The following is an 18,348-nucleotide window of genomic DNA, read 5'->3' as shown; positions in this document are numbered from 1 at the left end:
ATGATTAATTCTGTCCGTCCACTCTCGCGCCAACGGACGACTGATGCCGATGGCGCTACCGCGCTTGCAGCCACTTGGAGCAAGCCATACCGGAACGCCGCATCGATCTGACTACCTGCGGTCTTCTGCGACAAGTCGTATTGCTGCTGATACCGCTTCTTGAGCTCGACCTTGGTCAATCGATTGGATTGGCAGGTTTGCACAATCCACGCCAGTGCATCCAAGTACAGCTGGTTACCGCCAGCCAGGGGCAATACTCCGCCCGAACGTTCTTCCCACGGCTTGACCGGGGGTAGGTTCGCAGTGAGGTTGTCGGACACAGGGCTCAGGTCAGGCCCATGAAGCGGCGGGCGTTGGTGTAGACGACCTCGTCGCGCAGGCTGCGCACCTCATCGTCGCCGAATCCGTCGAACGTCTCGTTCAGCTCGGCCAGCGCGCCGGGGAACGTGCAGTCGTAGTGCGGGTAATCCGAGCCCCACACCACGGTGTGCGCGAGGCCCATTGCGGCGACCTGCTCGAAGGCCTCGCCCTCGCCGGCCTCCATCGTCACGAAGCACTGCTCGGAGAAGATTTCGGTGGGGTCACGCTTGAGCCTCGGCACCAGGTGACCCATGGCTTCCTTGTGCTCGTCGAGGCGGTCCAGCCAGTACGGCAGCCACCCCAGGCCGGACTCGAAGAAGCCCACCCTCAGCATGGGATGGTCGTCAAGCACGCCGGACGCCACCATCTCCATGACCGATGCCATCTGTTCGAAGGGGTGGCAGACCATGTGGACGTAGAACTGGTTCTCATAGCGGGTCTTGGCGAAGCTCGGCATTCCCGAGCCGAAGCTGCCGTGGATGCCGACGGTGAGGTCGTGGTGCTCGGCGGCTGACCACACCCGGTCCATGTCGGCGGAGAACAGTTCCAGCCCGCCGTAACGCTCGGGGCGGAAGGTGATCCCCGTCAGCCCTGCGTTGGCGACTTCCTCGATGATCTCTGCTGCGCCGTCAATCGACTGCAGCGGGCACACGCCCATGCCGAAGAGCCGGTTCGGGTCCTCCGAGCAGAAATCGGTCATCCAACGGTTATATGCACGGGCGTTCTCGACAGCAACCTCGGGGTCGTTGATGTCGCCCGAGATCAGCATGAGCGACGGGAACATGAGCGCTGCGTCGAGGCCTTCGTCGTCCATGACCGACAGGCGTGCTGCTGGGTCGTAGCTGCCCGGCACGATGTCGTTCCAGGTGACCTTGGTGCCGTACGCGTGCGGGATGCACGCCGGCGCGATGCCGTTGCGCAGCTTCTTGCCTTCGGCGAACGCGGCGTCGGTGCCGTCGTCCATGATCCGGCATTGCATGATCCGGTCGCGGAACTTCGGATCGGCGTATGCCTGCCACACCGACGGCGGCTCAGCGATGTGCGCATCAGCGTCGTACACCGGCACCTTGCCGTTCGTCGCCAGCGGCCCAAGTCCCTTGCGTGTCTGCGTCATGGCCATGTCCCGGCCTCCCCGTTGCCCTAGTGCGCCCATTCTGCCCCACCCCCGCAATCGGCGCGGAATGACGCCGGGTCAGCGCAGTTCGGGATGCCGCAGGGGAGCTGGAACTTCGTAGCCGGGATCAGACGGCGTAGAGAACCCGCAGCCCGCGGCTGACAGCCGGGCCGACCACGGTGTTGTGGTTCTCTCCGGGGAAGACGTGCCAGGTGAGGTCGATGTTGCGGTACCTGCGGGCCGAGAGCTGGTCGTGGAACTTGGCTTGGGGCGAGTACTCGTCGGTCTCGTTCTCCCCCATCGACATGAACACCTTGACGTCCGGATCGCCGCCAGCAGCAGCGTGCTCGGCCTCCAGGCGGAACATGACCTCGTAGTCCCACCACACCGACGGGCTCGCGAGCAGGTAGCGGGCAAACATGTCGGGGCTGTTGAAGAGCACGTGGAGCCCGAACAGCGCCGTGAACGAGTGCCCGACGTAGGTGGTCTCGCCGACGTGGTACCGGTCTCGCAGCAGCGGTATCACATCGCTGGCGAGCCACTGTCGAAACTGTTCGGCCCCACCCGTCTCAGCGGCAGGCGCCCGAATGCCGGTCATCGGCGGGGCCTCGGCCGGCGTCACCGTGTAGTCGATTGCCCGCAGGTCGAGCATCTCGCGCATGTCGGTGGTGTCGTGCGCGATGCCCGCGACCACGCAGCGGGGCGTCTCCCGGGACATCGACAGGATCCGGGTCGTGTCCACTGCGGTGCCGAAGGTCCATGGCGCGTCGCAACAGACAACGAGCGGGTACGGCCGGGAAGCGTCTGCCCGGTAACCCATCGGCAGCGCCACCCACAACTGGTAGGTCCGGTCGGCGTCGCGACGGTGGAGGATGTAGGTCTCGATGGGCCAGGCGGCCGAGTCACGCACGGCGGGGATGTTATTGGCGGCGCGTGATCATCGTCAGGCCGTCGCCGATGGGGAGCATCACGCTGCGCGCCCGGTCGTCGGCCGCGACGTGGTCGTTGAATGCCCGCATGGCTGCGGTGCCGTCGTCTACTCGGGCGGGATCGGCGACCGTGCCGCCCCACAGCACGTTGTCCACGAGAATCACGCCGCCCGGCGAGAGCCGGCCGAAGATCTCCTCGTAGTAGTCGATGTAGCTGGACTTGTCGGCGTCGATGAACGCCAAGTCGATCTGGGGTCCGGTCGGCAGGGCACGCAGTGTGTCCAGCGCCGGCCCGATGCGCAGGTCGATGCGATCAGCCACGCCCGCGCGCTCCCAGTAACGGCGGGCAACTGAGGTCCACTCCTCGGAGACATCGCAGCAGATGAGCTCGGCACCCGGTTCAAGCGAACTCGCAACGCAGAGTGCTGAGTAGCCGGTGAACGTACCCACCTCGACCGCGAGCCGGGGGCGCAACGCCGTCGTCAGCACGCTCATGAACGCCCCCTGCAGCGGGCTGATCTGCATGCCCGCAACTCGCCCGAGCGTTGCCGTCTCGGCAATCAGCTCCCGCTGGATCGCCGTCGGCTGCAGCGAGTGCGCTGCGGCGTATGACGCGACTCGATCTTCGATGAAGGCGCTCTGGCGAGACACGGCGACGAGGTTACGGTGCATCAATGAAGCGCTGCCATGCAATCGCTGGCCTCACTGCAATGGTCGCGCTCGGGGTTGCCTGCTCAAGCGTTCAGACCGAGATCGTCGCCGGCGGCCCGGGCCCTGACGCCACCGGCTCGACGTCTGAAGTAGACGTCGCATCTGCAGACGATCGCTCGGATGAGTCGAACATCATCATTCTCGAAGGAACTCCGATCGAGAGTGCCGCATCGATGCCGCTGCGGGAATTGGCCCAGCGAGTACTCGGCTCTGACCCCGACTTGCCGTGGCGGCTGTACGACCCCGATGCGCCCTTGACGCACGAAGCATGCGATCCTGAGCCGCCGCCCGACAGCGGTGAACGAGAACACCAAGAAGACCAACAAGACTCTCAAGCGCTCACCGCCCCCGAAGGGACGGTGCTGATGGCCTGCTACATGGCTGCGGATTTCGGCATTCCGCCATGGCAGGCACTGATCCAGATGGGCCAGGAAGACCGAGCCGGCGCCTTCACCTCACGCTGGCGCACGGAGTACCACCACGAACTCGACGTGGCCTTCAACCTGACCGTGCGCTGGAACGGTGCTGTGCCACCCGAAGTGATGGCCGAGGCACGCGCCAGTGGTCTTCCGTTCCGATTCGAGCAATCGTCCACCGTCACTGCTGCAGAGATCCAGCGCGCTGCCAAAGAGATCTGGGAGACCCTGCAAGAGTTCGGCATACGCAATGTCGACTACGGGGGCTACGTCGTGACCCGGACGGTTGAGGCCCGCATTGGCCAGGCGTTCGTCGGCGGAGTGCCCATTGACCGTGAGGCCGTCGAAGCGGCCTTGCCCAGACGGTCAGGCATCACCTACGAGATCGAGTGGCTGCTCGATCCCGACGAGATTTCGCCGCCGGCGGTGGACCGTTTCGTTGTCGCATTCGTGCAGATGTCGACCGACAACTTGAATCGCGGCACTCTGCGCATCGGCGATGAGTGCATCTGGGCCGAGTACGGCGATGGGCCGACACAGCGGACGCTCGTGTTCCCCCACTCCGAGCGGCTCAGCTTCGATGCCTCAATCCCCGCCGTTGTGAACGGTAAGCAGTTGATGCGTGACGGAGACGAGATTGAGTTCGGCGGCAGCGCCGAGGGGCGCATCGACGATGTCGGCGATGACTTCCTCACTCTGCCCCACTCCACGTGCCCGCCGATATGGCACATTGCCACCGGGCCTTCGCCGTACACCGGCTGGTAGGCACTAGCGACTCGCTTCAAGCAGACTGCGAGGGTTCGCGTCTGCGTTCGCGCCGCTTGCCTACTGCGCAGGAGTCACATGCCGGTACTGCAATCACACATCGACACGTCTGCTGAGTGGTTCGCCAAGAACTGCGACGACATGCGCGAACAGCTCGTCGAGCTTGACGAGCTGCAGCAACAGGCAGCGGAAGGTGGTGGGCCGCGGGCAATGGCGCGCATGCGTAGCCGGGACAAGATGCCGGTCCGCGAGCGCATCTCGATGCTGGTCGACCGCGACTCGCCCTTCTACGAGATCAGCTCGCTGGCCGGCTACTGCTCCAACTACGCCGTGGGCGGCGGGCTGGTGATGGGCATCGGTGTCGTGAACGGCGTCGAGTGCATGATCGAGGGCAACGATCCGACGGTTCTGGGCGGCGCAATCACGGTGTTCGCCGGCCGCAAGATCATGCGAGCCATCGAGATCTCCCGCGACAACCGGATGCCGTACATCCAGTTTGTCGAATCGGCCGGCGGCGACCTGCGGGGCAACGACGACCCCGAACGGCAGATGCGCGAGCAAGAGAGTCACTTCGCGGAATCCGGCCGGCTGTTCTACGACGTGACCGAGCTGTCGAAGCTGAAGATTCCCTCGATCTCAGTGGTGTTCGGCAGCTCGACGGCCGGCGGCGCCTACCAGCCGGGGATGAGCGACTACAACATCTTCATCCGCAACCAGTCCAAGGTCTTTCTGGGCGGGCCGCCGCTGGTGAAGATGGCGACCGGCGAGGACTCCGACGACGAGACGCTGGGAGGGGCGCAGATGCACGCCGAGATCTCGGGCTTGGCCGACTACCTCGCCGAGGACGAAGCGGACGCCTTGCGTATCTGCCGGGAAGTGGTCTCGCACCTCAACTGGCGCAAGCTGGGTCCCGGCCCGACCATGCCAGCCGACCCGCCGGTCCACGATCCCGAAGAGCTGCTCGGGCTGATGCCGCGGGACCTCCAAGCCATGATCGATTGCCGCGAGATCATCGCCCGCATCACGGACGGCTCCCGCTTCGAGGAGTTCAAGTCGCGGTACGGCACCACGCTCATCTGCGGTTGGGCCTCCGTACACGGCTTCCCCGTCGGCATCATCGGCAACAACGGACCGCTCTTCAGCGACAGCTCCGAGAAGGCCACCCAGTTCATCCAGCTATGCAACCAGCAGGACATCCCGCTGCTGTTCCTGCAGAACATCACCGGCTACATGGTGGGCAAGGACTTCGAGCAGGGCGGCATCGTCAAGAACGGCTCGAAGATGATCAACGCCGTGTCCAACTCGATGGTGCCGCACATCACCGTGATCCTCGGCAACAGCTACGGGGCAGGGAACTACGGCATGTCGGGTCGGGCGTTCAACACCCGCTTCACGTACCTGTGGCCGACCGCCAAGATCGCCATCATGGGACCGAAGCAGATCGCCGGCGTCATGTCGATCGTGCGGCGCGGCCAAGCCATGCGGCGCGGAATCGAGTTCGATGAGGAAGCCGACCGCAAGATCACCGAGCAGGTCGAGCACTTCCACGAGCTGAAATCCCTCTCCGCCTACGCCAGCGGGCGAGTCACCGACGACGGCGTCATCGACCCGCGCGACACCCGCGATGTCGTGGCGATGTCGCTGTCGGCGTGCCACAACAACGAAGTGAAGGGCGCCGACGGCTTCGGCGTCTTCCGGATGTAGGGGCGGCTGCGATGAGCGAGCAACGACACCTCAGGAAGACGCCGCCACGACACGGGTCTTCCGGATGCAGCGGGGGCACGCAATGAGCGAGAACACTCGAACACAGCAACGCCCGCTGCGGCGGCTGCTCGTTGCCAACCGCGGCGAGATCGCTCGCCGCGTCTTCCGCACCGCGAGCGACATGGGCATCTCGACGGTTGCCGTGTATTCCGACGGCGACGCCGAAGCGCCGTTCGTCACCGACGCGGACCTGTCGGTGCCGCTCGGCGGGCGGACAGCGACAGAGTCGTACCTGTCGATCGACAAGGTGATCGCTGCCGCTGTGCGCAGCGGCGCCGATGCCGTGCATCCCGGCTACGGCTTCTTGTCGGAGAACGCCAACTTCGCCACGGCTGTGATCGACGCGGGGCTGATCTGGGTGGGGCCGCCACCTGAGGCCATTGCAGCGATGGGCGACAAGCTGGCTGCCAAGGAGACAATGGTGGCCGCGGGCGTCCCGACGCTGCCGTCGGTCCCGGTGACCGACACCATGTCCCCCGATGACCTGGCTGCTGCGGCGACTGACGTCGGCTATCCCCTGCTGGTCAAGGCTTCGGCTGGCGGCGGCGGCAAGGGCATGCGCATCGTGGACTCGGCGAGTTCGCTCGCGGATGCTGTGGCGGCGGCACGCCGGGAAGCAGCCGGAGCCTTCGGCGACGACACTGTCTTTCTTGAGCGCTACCTGCCAGCGCCTCGCCACGTCGAGATCCAAGTGCTGGGTGACACGCACGGGAGCGTCGTGCACTGCTTCGAGCGGGAATGCTCGATCCAGCGGCGGCATCAGAAAGTCATCGAGGAGGCACCGTCGCCGGCGGTGACACCGGCGCTGCGTGAGCGCATGGGTGCTGCTGCGGTCGCTGCCGTCAGCACGATTGGCTACCACTCGGCTGGGACCGTGGAGTTTCTGCTGGAAGGCAGCGGCGACGACGCCGAGTTCTGGTTCCTCGAGGTCAACACCCGTCTGCAAGTCGAGCATCCGGTCACCGAAGAGATCACCGGTCTCGACCTGGTGCGTGAGCAGATCCGAATCGCTGCCGGGGAGCCTCTGGGCTACGCGCAGGCTGACCTGGCGATCAACGGCCACGCCGTCGAGGCCCGCCTGTACGCGGAGGATCCCGCCAACGGATTCCTGCCCGCAACCGGCACTGTCGAGCTGTGGGCACCGGCACGCGAGCCGCAAGCGCGCTTCGATTCAGGCATCGAGATGGGTTCGGTGGTCGGGACAGAGTTCGATCCGATGCTCGCCAAGGTGGTCATGGCGGCGCCGACGCGTACCGAGGCTGCGCTGGGACTGGCATCAGCGCTCGACCGCACCCGGTTGGGCGGCGTTGTCACCAATCGCGATTTCCTCTCGGCGGTGCTGCGCAGCGACGAGTTTCTCGCCGGCGACACCACTACCGATTTCATCGACCGAACAGGACTTGCCACCGACTCGCCGCCCTACCGCGGCCTGTTCTTGCATGCAGCGGCATCGGCTGTGGCGCTGGTGTCGCAGGCCCGGAATCGTGAGCTGGCGACTGCGCTGGGCTTTATGACATCGGGGTACCGCAACAGCGTCATGCCCGACGAGGTGCTGCCGCTCACGGCACTCGATCCCGTGGCAGGCGATGTCGATGTGAGCGTTGCCTACCGGCGGCAGCGAGACGGCAGCTATCGGCTGCGCGTGGCGCCGCTGCGGAACGACGCGCCGTATGCGCCGCCAGAAGATGGCGAACCCCAACGCAGCGACGGCGGCGCGGGCGACGGCGAGACCGACGGGGGCGACGGCGACGGGGGCGACGGCGACGGCGACGGCGAGGGGGGCCTGCCGGACTCCAGCGAGTTCGTCGTGCGGCCCCACTCGATCCAGATCCACCCGATCGTGGACGACTTGGCTGGCGAGGTGACCGACGCACCCCCCGCCGAGCAATTCGATGCCGAACTCGACGTCGAGACCGGCGGGATGCGAGGCACCTGGCAGATCAGCCGTCGCGGTCACGACTGGTACGTCACTGGGCCGCTCACCGGTTCCGCGACATTAAGGGAGCGCTCTCGATTCCCCGACCCGGACGCCGAGGCTGTCGAGGGCGGGCTGGTCGCGCCGATGCCCGGCAAGGTGCTGATGGTCAATGTCTCCGAAGGAGACCGGGTGAGCGCGGGCCAGGTGCTGGTGGTGATGGAGGCCATGAAGATGGAGCACCAGATCACCGCACCGGCAGACGGCGAAGTGAGCGAGGTACGCGCTGCTGTCGGCGATCAGGTCGACAACGGCGAACTGCTCGTCGTCATCACGGCAAACGAATAGCCGAGACACCCCGTCGAATAGCGTCGATCTGGTCGGCGTTCGAGGGGGGTCGGGCAACTCCGATATGCGCTACGACCTGCAGACATTCCGGGGTGACTTGGCGGGCGGCCTCACGACGGCCGCAATCTCGATCGCGCCAGCGGCGACGTTCGGCGTCGTCTCCGGTCTGGGGCCGGCAAGCGGCATCTACGGCGGCATAGCGGTCGGTCTCTTCGTCGGCATCTTCCAGCGGGCACGACCTCAGATGGCAGCCACCAGCAGCGTTATGGCAGTCGCCATGGCGACCGTCATCGCCACGCATGCCGACACGATGGCTGAGGCGTTCACCATCGCGATGCTGGCCGGTGTCATCCAGATCGTGCTCGGCGCCCTGCGCATCGGCAGCTACATCTCCTACACGCCCTACTCCGTGATTGCCGGTTTCACATCGGGTATCGGGCTGATGATCGTCGTCTCGATGGTTGGGTCCTTTCTCGGCGATCCGATCAAGATCACCAAACCCGTCGACGCGATCCGAGCCTGGCCCGATGCGATCGGCTCAGCGAACGCCAGCGCGCTCGCGATCGGCCTTCTCACGCTGGTCGTCTCACTGCTGTGGCCTCGAAAGCTGCGCAAGCTGCTGCCGTCAATGCTTGCGGGGCTGCTATTCGGCACTCTGCTCAGCGTCGTCTGGCTCGTCGATGTGCCGACGATCGACGGCATCCCGTCCGCCCTGCCCGAGATCCAGCGACCGGTCGTGTCGCTGGGCTTTTTGGCGAGTGCCGTCGTGCCGGCGCTGACCGTCGCGTTGCTCAGCACGGTGCGCGGGCTGCTGTCGTCGCTCGCAGTCGACGCGCAAACCCGGACACAGCAAGACCCGGACCGAGGGCTCCTCAGCGTGGGAGCCGGCAACGTGGCAGCAGGCCTCATCGGCGGTCTTCCGGGGCACATGACCTTCGTCCCGACGATGGTGGCGTACCGGCTCGGCGCCCGAACACCGCTGTCGCCGGTGATCCGGGCGCTCACGCTCTTGGTGCTCGTGCTGGGGCTGGCGCGCTACCTCGAGTTCATCCCCCATGCGGCACTCGCGGGCATGCTCGCAGTGCTCGGCTGGCAGCTCATCGACTGGCGCTTCCTTGCGCGCCTTCACCGCGTCCAGCGCGAGCACCTCGTCATCATGCTGGCGACGTTCAGCGTCACCATGCTGGTCGACCTGGTGACAGCCGTCGCGGTCGGGCTGATCGTGGCCGGCATGATCGGTGCCCGCCAATTCGAGCGCCTCCAGCTCGACAGCGTCGTGTCGGTGCCGCTGCTCGACCAGATCTTCCTCCACGACCAGACACCCGATACCCACGCCATCAGCCCCTACTCCGCACGCGTCGGCATCGTGAAACTGCGTGGCAGCTTCACGGTCGCGTCGTCGAGCAAGCTCATCCGCACCATCGGCGACGACATCGTCGGCCACGAAGTCGTCATCTTGGACTTCTCCGAGACCGACTACATCGACGACAGCGCCGCCCTGGTGATCGAGCAGCTCATCGACACCGCTGCCGCCGGCGACGCGACCTGCATCGTCATGGCCCTTGACGGCGCCCCCACGGCGACCCTGGCCTCACTGGAGGTTCTGCGCCAAGTCGGTGACGAGCACATCGTGGCAACCCTTGATGAAGCCCGCGAAGCGGCCCGGTACCTGCTCGACTAGACGCGACGCGTGGCAACAGGCCCTGGGACTACTGTCAGCGCGATCTGGGGGCGCCGTGCCGCCTGGTGGACAGGGGACCACTCATGGACGCAGCGCAAGTACACCGACCTGGACGGCTCGGCGACCCGGACATGACGCTGGGGACTGATCCGCGAGCCGATCGCCGGATGGTCGCCGTGATGGCCGAGTTCGGCCTCGACGGCCACGGCGAGCCCACGCCGGTCAACGCTGACACGCCCATCGAGGGTCTCTACGCCTACTGCAACGAGGCCGAGCCGGGCTTCCAGATGATGTTCGACGTGCTCTATGCGGGCCTGCCGCCGATTGAGGGTGTCGAGCGGAACGACATCACGATCACTGGGCCCGACGGCAACGAGATCGGCCTGTACATCCACCGTCCCGCCGGCGTCGACGAACCGCTGCCGGCCGTCTTCCACATTCACGGCGGCGGCATGGTGATCCTCACAGCAGCCGACGCCTCGTTCTGTCGTTGGCGGGACGAGCTGGCCGCTCTCGGCCTCGTGGCGGTGGGCGTGGAGTACCGCAACGGCGGCGGAGCGCTCGGCAACCACCCGTTCCCGGCGGGGCTCAACGACTGTGACACTGCGCTGCAGTGGGTCGCTGCCAACAAGGCCGACTTGGGCATTTCCACGATCACCGTCTCGGGCGAGTCTGGCGGCGGCAACCTGACGCTGGCGACCACGCTCAAGGCCAAGCGCGACGGCTACCCCGGCATCATCGACGGCGTGTTCGCTCAGTGCCCGTACATCTCGGGCATGTACGCGAACCCACCCGCCGACCTGCCATCGCTGCACGAGAATGACCTGTACTTCCTGGGCTGCGAGAACCTGGGCGCACTCGCGAAGGTGTACGACCCGTCCGGTGAGAATGCGACCAATCCGCTGGCATGGCCGATGCACGTCAGCGTCGAAGAACTGGAGGGCCTGCCTCCACACGTCATCTCGGTGAACGAGCTCGATCCGCTGCGCGATGAGGGCCTGACGTACTACCGCAAGCTGACCGCTGCAGGCAATGCAGCGGTCGCTCGGACGCTGAACGGCACCTGCCACGCGGGCGACGTCATCTTCCGCGGCGTCCTGCCCGACGTGTACGCCTCCACCGCCGCTGCGCTGCGTAACTTCGCCTATTCGGTGTAGCCAAACCGCCTCGAACCGTCGTCGCCGCCAGGAACGCCTGAGCGATTACATCTCAAGCCAGCGGTGTAAAGGGCACTCGTACGATGACCCAGCGAAGGGTGTCCTGCCGCGTTGAGTCAAATCAGGAATTGGTCAAGCTTCGGCAACCTACGACGCCCAAGACTTCGTGACGACACTTCAGCAGTCTTGACCGGAACGCTGGTCACATGACAGTGACATCGCTGGAGCAGCTCAGTCGCTGCTGAGCCCCAAGGCCAAATCAATTGCAGCAATTGTTTCGTCCATCGATCGCTCTACTGCATCCTGGCGATGGACTGCCGCAATTACTTGCAGTGCTGATCACAATCCCAATCCCTGATTCGGATTCCCCAGTGTAATTGTCTGGCTTACATCCTCGTCTGCCGCCAGGTACACATCAGGTCGTAGGCTTACGTGATCGGCGTCAGCAAGCGCCTTCCAAGCATCCGAGAGTTCACGCCAGTATGCAGAAATCTGATCACACTTCGCCCGCCGCTGGCCAAATGAGACATATTCATCCGCATGATCGTTCCAGAACTCTGAAGCTAGTTCGGTGCTCATTGCTCGATCATCAGCAATTGCCTGCGCATTGAACCAGATAGCTTCTCCCGGATCGTCTCGGCCAGCCATTATAGTTCCCCAGTAAGAAATAGCTTTGAGTGCATCAGTTCCATACGGATTAGATCAATCGCAATCCACCATCCACATCATCTGATTTGTCGAATAAACGTATCCGATCCCCAAGCCCTGTCAGCAGTCAACAGTACCAATTGCAGGCGACGAGCAAGCGCCATACAGAGACGATCCGCTAGCGAGAGTCCTTCAGCGCGAACGTATCGCCGAGCCGCCCACTCCGCATCGTCACGATTAACGGGCACGATGGCAATCAATCGACGCTCCATTAAGAAATCAGCAATCTGCCCAAGATCATGACCTTCGGCAAGAATCTGCTGAGATACTTCGGACCAGTTTGCTGCACCTCACAGTGCAGTTTCTTGCAGCATCGCCTGTTCAACCACATCTGCGCCCGCCTCGCCTTGAAGATAGGCCAAGAGTGCCGATGCATCCAAGACGACACTCATCGCAGATCTTCTCTGGCTGCTTCCTCTCTCCTCGACCTCAAGAGATCACTTACCATGCCACTACCGCTGAGCTGCGTCCGAATCGTACGCAAAGCTGCCGAGTAGCTCTCGGCTTGGTTAGCTGACGTATTTGTTCTTTGAGCGCTGCTGCAAAGACTCGCGATTAATTCTGTCATCCGAGTCCGCGTCGTTGCCGAAATTGGGTGCTGTGGGTCTTGATTGGCGACCGGCACTTCTTCGGTCGTTTCGCTCATGAGAGCAATCCTATTGTTTGCGATGGATCTAGTGGAAATCGGTCATGTGCGCATCGGGGATATCGACCCGCTCCGAGGTGTTCGATACGTGCGACGGGGCGACCACTTCTACGTGGTCGCATCGGCGGTGGCAGCAGTGGTGCGCCCCCCATCGAGGCGGTTGTCGATCCTCGCGGTTGGTGGGTCCACCGCTCCGCCACGCCAAACATCTTGCCACGGTAGGACGTTTGCCTTCGCAACTCAAAGTAGTTACCGCATCTAACGACATGCTTGGGCGACGGGGACGCCATCGTGCCGGGGGTACGCCGTCGCGAACAGCAGCGTTTGGGCGGCAAACAGGACGAGCGACATCAGCCATACCCAGCGCATCCCGCCGAGGAACTCGGCCGGCGACGCGGGTCGGCCGACGATGCCGATCGCGGCGGCGACAGCGAGTGCCACCGAGAGTTGGAAGATGGTGGTGCGGCCCGCGCCAGCCATCGCATATCGGGGTGGGGGCACATCGCGCATCGTCGCACCGACGAGCGGCGCGAAACCGCACGCGGCGCACAGGCCCATGGCCACACCGGGAATGAGCAGGCCCATCAGGTAGCTGGGTTCGGTGCCGGTCCACGCCAAGTGCATCGCAGCCGATGTCACACCCATCAGCCCGCCCACGACGAGAAGCGGACGCGGCCCGAGCCGATCTGCGAACCGACCGGCCATCGGGGCAAGCATCGAGGCCACCATCGGCCCGGGCGCGATGGCGAATCCCGATCTCAGCACCGACCAGCCCCAGGCGCGCTGAAGGAACTCGGGAAGGACGATCAGCCACGCAAAGAAGGCCGTCGCGAAGTTGACGGTGCCGAGATTGCCGACGAGATAGCTGCGGAGCCGGAACAAGCCCAGGTCGAACAGCGGCGCTGGGTGGCGATGCGCGCGCAGGACAAACAGGCACAGCAGCACGGCGCCCGCTGCCCACGCAGCGAGCGTCCCAGGGCTGGTCCAACCCCAGTCCGATGCCTGAACGATGGCCAGCAAGAAGGCTCCGACGCCAATCGAGGCCAGCGGCACACCCACGAGGTCCACCCGCCGCGCTACACCTTCGCCTCTGCTCTCAGCAAGCCAGGTCGGTCCGAGCAGCAGGGCCATCAGTGCCACCGGCACGTTGATGAGGAACACCGACCGCCAACCCAGGGCGTCGACGAGAAGCGCACCCACTGATGGACCCAACGCCGCCGCCAGCCCGCCCATGGCGCCCCAGACGCCGATGGCCATCTGTCGTCGCTCGATCGGAAACGCTGTCAGCAGCAGTGCCAGGCCAGACGGAAACTGCAGCGCTCCACCCAAGGACTGCAGTACACGCGCCGCTATCAGCAGCTCAGAGGAAATCGCGAGCCCTGACAGCAGCGAGCCGACGGCGAAGATTGCCAGTCCCCACAAGAACATCTTCCGGCGGCCGAATCGATCAGCCATCCAGCCTGCGGGCAGCAGCACCGACGCGACACCGATGTTGTACGCGGTGATGACCCACGACAGCATGGCCGCCGACGCGTCCGGGAATGCCTGCGCGATCTCATCACGGGCCAGCGCGATGACGGTGATCTCGAGCGCCACCATGAAGCCAACGAGCGACGTGACGAACAGAGTTCGGTACGCAGTTGCGTTCGACGTGGCGCCGGGATTGTCCAAGGTCAGGCCGCCGAGGGCTGAGAAACTTCGGACAGCGGCTGACTCGACGCACCTGTCGTGATCGAAGACGATCTGCCTGGCCAGATGGGAATCGAGCTCACCCGGCGACTAACTGTTGGACGCGCTGGTGCGACACGCCGAGCATCCGGGCCGAGTCGCGTCGTGAGATACCCGCATCGGCGAGTCGCAAGGCCGCGGCGCGCTGTCGGGCCAAATAGATTTCTTGCCGCTCTTGAGCCTGGTCACGAAGTCTCGCCAGCTCGTCGATATCGACGTCGACAACATCGAAGTGCTCGTCGAGTTCCAATTGCCAAGGGTCGTCGTCCACAGTGACGGCGATGGCTTCACGAACGTTGGTTGCCGCCTCGTCAAGCGTTCGACCGAACGTGTGCACGTCTGCCATGCCTTCGATCTCGACGAGCCATGCGTCATCATCGGCATCCCGACGGTATGTCACCGCATACGCCGTCATCGCTTCAGCCATCCTTTCCCGAGACACGATTCAAGCTGGCGCTCGATGGAGCGCAGCGTCCCGACGGGAATGTCGCGACCTGGGTGTACCGGCACGGTCGCCAGACAGTCACCGCAGCGCAGTCGTACATGTGATCCTCGCCGTCGCAACACCTGACACCCTGACCGGCGCAACCTGCGCAGCAGCTCGTCGCCGGTCACCTGTCAACTGTACTAGACACGCATGCCGACGATGCTGCGCGACGTCATCGGATTGGTTCGGCGCCAACCTCATAAGCCGAGGACTCGGGCGGCGTTGTCGCGCAGGTACTTGCGCTCGATGTGGGGCGGCAGGTCCCAGCTGGCCACAATGCGGCGCAGGTCGGTGAGCGGACCGCAGCTGGGGTAGACGCTCCCGAACAGGATCTGGTCGGGCAGCTGGCGGGCTAGCGCGGTCACGTAGTCATCCGATCCAGGTAGTGATAGGTCGTGGACGGCGTCCAGCTGCGAGCGCCGATGGGCCGGAATCGGAAGTCGATGACGCCGAAGGGCTCGTTCTCATCCCCGTCGGCAGCCACCACCGTCCCGTGGGGGGTCATTGCAGCGACGTTTAGACGGGGGCGTCGGCGGTGATGACGATCTTGCCGAAGAAGCGTCGCTCCTCCATGGCCCGGTGAGCCTCGACGCCGTCGGGCAGTGGCACCAGGGAATCGATCACGGGCACCAGCTCGCGCGACTGCACCATCCGCAGCAGCTCATCAAGGTCGTCGCGCTTCCACCCGTTGGAACCTCGGATGTCCATCTCGGCGGTCCAGATGAAGCGAAGGTCAGTCGGCGGGTTGTAGCCAGCGGTAGCGCCGCAGGTCAGGACACGCCCGCCCTGCCGCACGCATCGCAGCGAACGGGCCCAGGTGTCGCCGCCGGTGAAATTGACCACCACGTCGTAGCCGCCCCCGCCGAACAGGCCGCCGGTCTGTTCTCGGCAATAGCGGGCAATGTCGACCTCGGAGTAATTGATCGTCTCGTCGGCGCCCAGGTCAGCGAGGCGCTGGCACTTCTCGTCGGTGCCCGCTGCAGCGATCACTTTCGCACCGCGCAACACCGAGATCAGCAACGCGCTGGTGCCCACTCCCCCGCTGGCGCCCAGGATCAGCACGGAGTCGTCGGGGCCGACCTCGCCGCGGGTGATCATCATCCGGTGGGCGGTGCCGTACGCGACCGGCAGGCACGAAGCATCCTCGTAAGAAACGTCGTCGGGCAGCGAGATCAGCTGGCTTTCGCTCACGGTGACGTACTCGGCATAGGCGCCCCACAGGGTGTCGCCGATCATGGAGAACTTGCCGCTCCCGCGGTCCCAATGGACCGGGTCTGCGAGCACCCGGTCGCCCACCGACCATCCCTCGACACCTGGACCGAGCTCGGCAACCTGCCCTGCGGCGTCACAGCCCGGGATGCCCGGCAGCGGCACCCTGATCCCTGGCATTCCCCGGCGTGTGAATACGTCGTGGTAGTTCAGCGAGCAGGCCCGCACCGCGATCCGCACTTCGCCGGGTTGCAACTCGGGCGTGTCGATGTCGCGATACGACAGCACATCGATGTCGCCGTGCTCCGAGAAGACGATTGCTTTCATCGCAGTGCCCCTATTCGCCGACCTTCATCGGTCTCTCATGCCGCCGAGGCGCGGTCTCGTTCGACGGATGCGTCCATCTCGGCAAGCACGTCGCCGCGCAGTGCCCGCACTGTGCCGGCGTAGGCACGGGGGTCCAGCGTGTCGGCCAGCTCCGCAGCGACCTCGAGCGCCCGCTCGACGACCGCATCCGGCGCCACCGCCTCGTCGAGGAAGCCAGCTTGCGTCGCACCCACGCCGTCCAGCAGGCGGGCGTTCGCCACGCAGCGCTGCAGGTGACGCTTGGGCAGGCGTTCCTTGGAAATCGCCATGGCCCAGTCCGGCAGCGTCAGCGCTATCGCCACTTCGTTCAGCCCGATCCGCACGGGCGCATCGGGGCCGACGCGATGGTCGCAGCCCAGCAGCAGCAACGCTCCCGCTGCAACGGCATGGCCAGTGCATGCTGCCACCACGGGTACCGATGAGCCGTAGGCCCGCCGCACCATTGCGCCACCCGCTGACACCAGCTCGGTCATCGCAGCACGGTCGCCGCCGCGGATCACGTTGAGGTCGAACCCGGCAAAGAAGGCCCGTTGGTTGCCGGCGATGACCACCGCACCGATGCCGTCATCGGCCTCGGCTGCATCGATCTGCGCGTCCAGCGCCGCCAGCATCGACACCGAGAACGCGTTCGCCTTGCCGTCGTCCACCCGGACCAGCAGCACGCTGCCGTGTCGTTCAGCTGAGACCGTGCCATTGCCTGATTCCCCATTGCCTGATGTGCCATTGCCCGGTGTGCCTGCGTCATTCATCGTGCGAATGCTACGGCTGCGCCTCCCGGCGTGCCCGAGCCGAGGCCAGTGCAGGGCTGGTTAGGGTGCGCCCATGGCTGTGCCGGTTGCCGATGTGGAGATGCCCGAACTGGACCTCGATCCGGTCACATGGGAGGAGCAGCGTCAGCTGCTGCTCGGCCTGCTCGAAGACGACAACTGGATTGCGCGGACGCCGCTGGGCTACGTCATCACTCGCTACGACGACGCAACCGCCATGCTGCGCGACGACCGCTGGTACTCGGCCATCGGGCTGATCGCGGAGATGCAGGGCTACGACGACCCGGACTTCAGGCGGCGCTCGGGCCGAAACATCTTGGCCATGGAAGGTGACGAACACCACCGGATCCGTCGCCTCGTCGGACCCGCCTTCACACCGAAATCAGCCGAGCGACTGCGACCCTTCATGGCCGAGGTCATCGACGAGTTGCTCGATCCGATCTGCGCACGGGGAGAGGCCGAGTTCGTCAGCGAGGTGTGCGAGCCGTATCCGATCCCGATCATCTGCGAGATGCTGGGTGCTCCTCGCGAGGACTGGAAGCTGTTCGGACGCTTGGCGACTGACATTTTCCGCATCTTCAACGGCAACCTCCACCGGGACGGTCCGGCCATCGTCGCTGCGCAGAGCGAGATGGAGGCTTACATGACGGCGCTCATCGCCGAGCGCCGAGCGGCGCCGCGTGACGACCTGCTGTCCGATCTCATCGCCGTGTCCGAAGCAGGCGATCGGCTGTCGACGGAGGAGTTGTTGTCGCTCGCCAACTCGTTGCTGTTGGCAGGCACCGACACGACTCGCAACCAGCTCGCGTGCGCGGTGGCGCTGTTCGCACAGCACCCTGAACAGTTCCGAGTCCTGGCGGACGATCCATCGTTGGCACCGGGAGCCGTCGAAGAAGTCATGCGGTATCTCGGCGCGATACGCGGCACGGCTCGTTACGCCAGCGGGCCGATCACCTACCGCGACATCGAGTTCCCGGCCAACACCTTCATCTTCCCTAGCCTTGTGGGCGCCAACTACGACGGCGAGAAGTTCGTCGAGCCCACAGACTTCGACATCACGCGCCGTTCAGGCACCCCGCACATGACCTTCGGCAGCGGCATCCATCACTGCTTGGGGGCCTTCTTGGCCCGGGCAGAGCTGCAGGAGGCATTCAAGGCCATCGCACGCCGCATGCCGAACCTTGAGCTCGACGGCAACGTCGAGTGGAAGCCGCTCTCGAACGGGATCTGGGGTCCGGCGGTTCTGCCCATCAGGTTCACGCCGGGGCACTGACCCC

Annotated in this window: 17 protein-coding genes and 1 pseudogene; 6 read left to right on the top strand and 12 right to left on the bottom strand. The window is 65.0% G+C overall.

Annotated features, from left to right (window positions below; genetic code table 11):
* Positions 1-325: 325 nt before the first annotated feature.
* The 3 genes from ACPXYO_RS09535 to ACPXYO_RS09525 all read right to left on the bottom strand — a co-directional run bounded on the left by ACPXYO_RS09535 (position 326) and on the right by ACPXYO_RS09525 (position 3,054).
* A complete protein-coding gene (locus tag ACPXYO_RS09535; protein WP_423919485.1) occupies positions 326-1,480 on the bottom strand; it encodes an amidohydrolase family protein in 1,155 nt (384 codons plus the stop codon).
* Between the two features lie 121 nt (positions 1,481-1,601).
* The gene (locus tag ACPXYO_RS09530; RefSeq protein WP_423919482.1) at positions 1,602-2,384 is read right to left on the bottom strand and encodes an alpha/beta hydrolase; all 783 of its coding nucleotides are present in this window, start codon (positions 2,382-2,384) and stop codon (positions 1,602-1,604) included.
* A 10-nt stretch (positions 2,385-2,394) separates the two neighbouring features.
* Positions 2,395-3,054, bottom strand: coding sequence for an O-methyltransferase (locus ACPXYO_RS09525; protein ID WP_423919479.1), 660 nt, complete (start codon positions 3,052-3,054; stop codon positions 2,395-2,397).
* Between the two features lie 23 nt (positions 3,055-3,077).
* Between ACPXYO_RS09525 and ACPXYO_RS09520 the strand changes: the two genes are divergently transcribed.
* The 5 genes from ACPXYO_RS09520 (at position 3,078) to ACPXYO_RS09500 (ending at position 11,160) form a co-directional block, all read left to right on the top strand.
* On the top strand, positions 3,078-4,295 hold the full coding sequence (locus ACPXYO_RS09520; protein WP_423919476.1) for a hypothetical protein: 1,218 nt from the start codon (positions 3,078-3,080) through the stop codon (positions 4,293-4,295).
* 78 nt (positions 4,296-4,373) lie between these two features.
* Positions 4,374-5,999 (top strand): acyl-CoA carboxylase subunit beta, encoded by a 1,626-nt coding sequence (locus ACPXYO_RS09515; RefSeq protein WP_423919473.1) that lies wholly within the window; start codon positions 4,374-4,376, stop codon positions 5,997-5,999.
* A gap of 82 nt (positions 6,000-6,081) precedes the next feature.
* Positions 6,082-8,322, top strand: coding sequence for an acetyl/propionyl/methylcrotonyl-CoA carboxylase subunit alpha (locus tag ACPXYO_RS09510; RefSeq protein WP_423919471.1), 2,241 nt, complete (start codon positions 6,082-6,084; stop codon positions 8,320-8,322).
* 64 nt (positions 8,323-8,386) lie between these two features.
* Entirely contained in the window at positions 8,387-10,003 is a 1,617-nt protein-coding gene (locus tag ACPXYO_RS09505; protein WP_423919468.1) for a SulP family inorganic anion transporter, read from the top strand.
* Positions 10,004-10,086: 83 nt separating this feature from the next.
* Positions 10,087-11,160: an alpha/beta hydrolase gene (locus ACPXYO_RS09500; protein WP_423919465.1), complete on the top strand. Its 1,074-nt coding sequence runs from the start codon at positions 10,087-10,089 to the stop codon at positions 11,158-11,160.
* Positions 11,161-11,499: 339 nt separating this feature from the next.
* Here ACPXYO_RS09500 and ACPXYO_RS09495 read toward each other — a convergent pair whose 3' ends face one another.
* The 9 genes and pseudogenes from ACPXYO_RS09495 to ACPXYO_RS09455 form a co-directional block, all read right to left on the bottom strand.
* Positions 11,500-11,808: a hypothetical protein gene (locus tag ACPXYO_RS09495; RefSeq protein WP_423919462.1), complete on the bottom strand. Its 309-nt coding sequence runs from the start codon at positions 11,806-11,808 to the stop codon at positions 11,500-11,502.
* A gap of 77 nt (positions 11,809-11,885) precedes the next feature.
* A pseudogene (locus ACPXYO_RS09490) lies at positions 11,886-12,137 on the bottom strand (PIN domain-containing protein); the annotation flags it as partial.
* A gap of 635 nt (positions 12,138-12,772) precedes the next feature.
* Entirely contained in the window at positions 12,773-14,185 is a 1,413-nt protein-coding gene (locus ACPXYO_RS09485; protein WP_423919459.1) for a DHA2 family efflux MFS transporter permease subunit, read from the bottom strand.
* Positions 14,186-14,282: 97 nt separating this feature from the next.
* A complete protein-coding gene (locus ACPXYO_RS09480; RefSeq protein ID WP_423919456.1) occupies positions 14,283-14,642 on the bottom strand; it encodes a type II toxin-antitoxin system HicB family antitoxin in 360 nt (119 codons plus the stop codon).
* 11 nt (positions 14,643-14,653) lie between these two features.
* Complete coding sequence (locus ACPXYO_RS09475; RefSeq protein ID WP_423919453.1) at positions 14,654-14,857, bottom strand: type II toxin-antitoxin system HicA family toxin; 204 nt, start codon at positions 14,855-14,857, stop codon at positions 14,654-14,656.
* A 69-nt stretch (positions 14,858-14,926) separates the two neighbouring features.
* Positions 14,927-15,094 carry an amidohydrolase family protein gene (locus ACPXYO_RS09470; RefSeq protein WP_423919451.1) on the bottom strand — a complete coding sequence of 56 codons (168 nt, stop codon included), beginning with the start codon at positions 15,092-15,094 and terminating at the stop codon, positions 14,927-14,929.
* Positions 15,091-15,234 (bottom strand): hypothetical protein, encoded by a 144-nt coding sequence (locus ACPXYO_RS09465; protein WP_423919448.1) that lies wholly within the window; start codon positions 15,232-15,234, stop codon positions 15,091-15,093. Before ACPXYO_RS09465 ends, ACPXYO_RS09470 begins: the two co-directional genes overlap by 4 nt.
* A gap of 11 nt (positions 15,235-15,245) precedes the next feature.
* The gene (locus ACPXYO_RS09460) at positions 15,246-16,265 is read right to left on the bottom strand and encodes a zinc-binding dehydrogenase (RefSeq protein WP_423919446.1); all 1,020 of its coding nucleotides are present in this window, start codon (positions 16,263-16,265) and stop codon (positions 15,246-15,248) included.
* A 35-nt stretch (positions 16,266-16,300) separates the two neighbouring features.
* The gene (locus tag ACPXYO_RS09455) at positions 16,301-17,053 is read right to left on the bottom strand and encodes a crotonase/enoyl-CoA hydratase family protein (protein WP_423919443.1); all 753 of its coding nucleotides are present in this window, start codon (positions 17,051-17,053) and stop codon (positions 16,301-16,303) included.
* A gap of 73 nt (positions 17,054-17,126) precedes the next feature.
* Here ACPXYO_RS09455 and ACPXYO_RS09450 point away from each other — a divergent pair, with 73 nt between their 5' ends.
* Positions 17,127-18,344 (top strand): cytochrome P450, encoded by a 1,218-nt coding sequence (locus ACPXYO_RS09450; RefSeq protein WP_423919440.1) that lies wholly within the window; start codon positions 17,127-17,129, stop codon positions 18,342-18,344.
* The last annotated feature ends 4 nt before the right edge of the window (positions 18,345-18,348 follow it).

The sequence above is a fragment of the Candidatus Poriferisodalis sp. genome, from assembly GCF_965237655.1.
Lineage (GTDB): Bacteria > Actinomycetota > Acidimicrobiia > Acidimicrobiales > Poriferisodalaceae > Poriferisodalis.
This window is presented reverse-complemented; position numbering and strand designations above follow the sequence as displayed.

What these genes read in the sequence shown, in the direction of transcription:
- ACPXYO_RS09535 (WP_423919485.1), bottom strand. Translation starts at nt 1,480, where the DNA reads ATGGCCATGACGCAGACACGCAAGGGACTTGGGCCGCTGGCGACGAAC.
- ACPXYO_RS09520 (WP_423919476.1), top strand. Translation starts at nt 3,078, where the DNA reads ATGAAGCGCTGCCATGCAATCGCTGGCCTCACTGCAATGGTCGCGCTC.
- ACPXYO_RS09515 (WP_423919473.1), top strand. Translation starts at nt 4,374, where the DNA reads ATGCCGGTACTGCAATCACACATCGACACGTCTGCTGAGTGGTTCGCC.
- ACPXYO_RS09510 (WP_423919471.1), top strand. Translation starts at nt 6,082, where the DNA reads ATGAGCGAGAACACTCGAACACAGCAACGCCCGCTGCGGCGGCTGCTC.
- ACPXYO_RS09505 (WP_423919468.1), top strand. Translation starts at nt 8,387, where the DNA reads ATGCGCTACGACCTGCAGACATTCCGGGGTGACTTGGCGGGCGGCCTC.
- ACPXYO_RS09500 (WP_423919465.1), top strand. Translation starts at nt 10,087, where the DNA reads ATGGACGCAGCGCAAGTACACCGACCTGGACGGCTCGGCGACCCGGAC.
- ACPXYO_RS09495 (WP_423919462.1), bottom strand. Translation starts at nt 11,808, where the DNA reads ATGGCTGGCCGAGACGATCCGGGAGAAGCTATCTGGTTCAATGCGCAG.
- ACPXYO_RS09465 (WP_423919448.1), bottom strand. Translation starts at nt 15,234, where the DNA reads ATGACCCCCCACGGGACGGTGGTGGCTGCCGACGGGGATGAGAACGAG.
- ACPXYO_RS09460 (WP_423919446.1), bottom strand. Translation starts at nt 16,265, where the DNA reads ATGAAAGCAATCGTCTTCTCGGAGCACGGCGACATCGATGTGCTGTCG.
- ACPXYO_RS09455 (WP_423919443.1), bottom strand. Translation starts at nt 17,053, where the DNA reads ATGAATGACGCAGGCACACCGGGCAATGGCACATCAGGCAATGGGGAA.
- ACPXYO_RS09450 (WP_423919440.1), top strand. Translation starts at nt 17,127, where the DNA reads ATGGCTGTGCCGGTTGCCGATGTGGAGATGCCCGAACTGGACCTCGAT.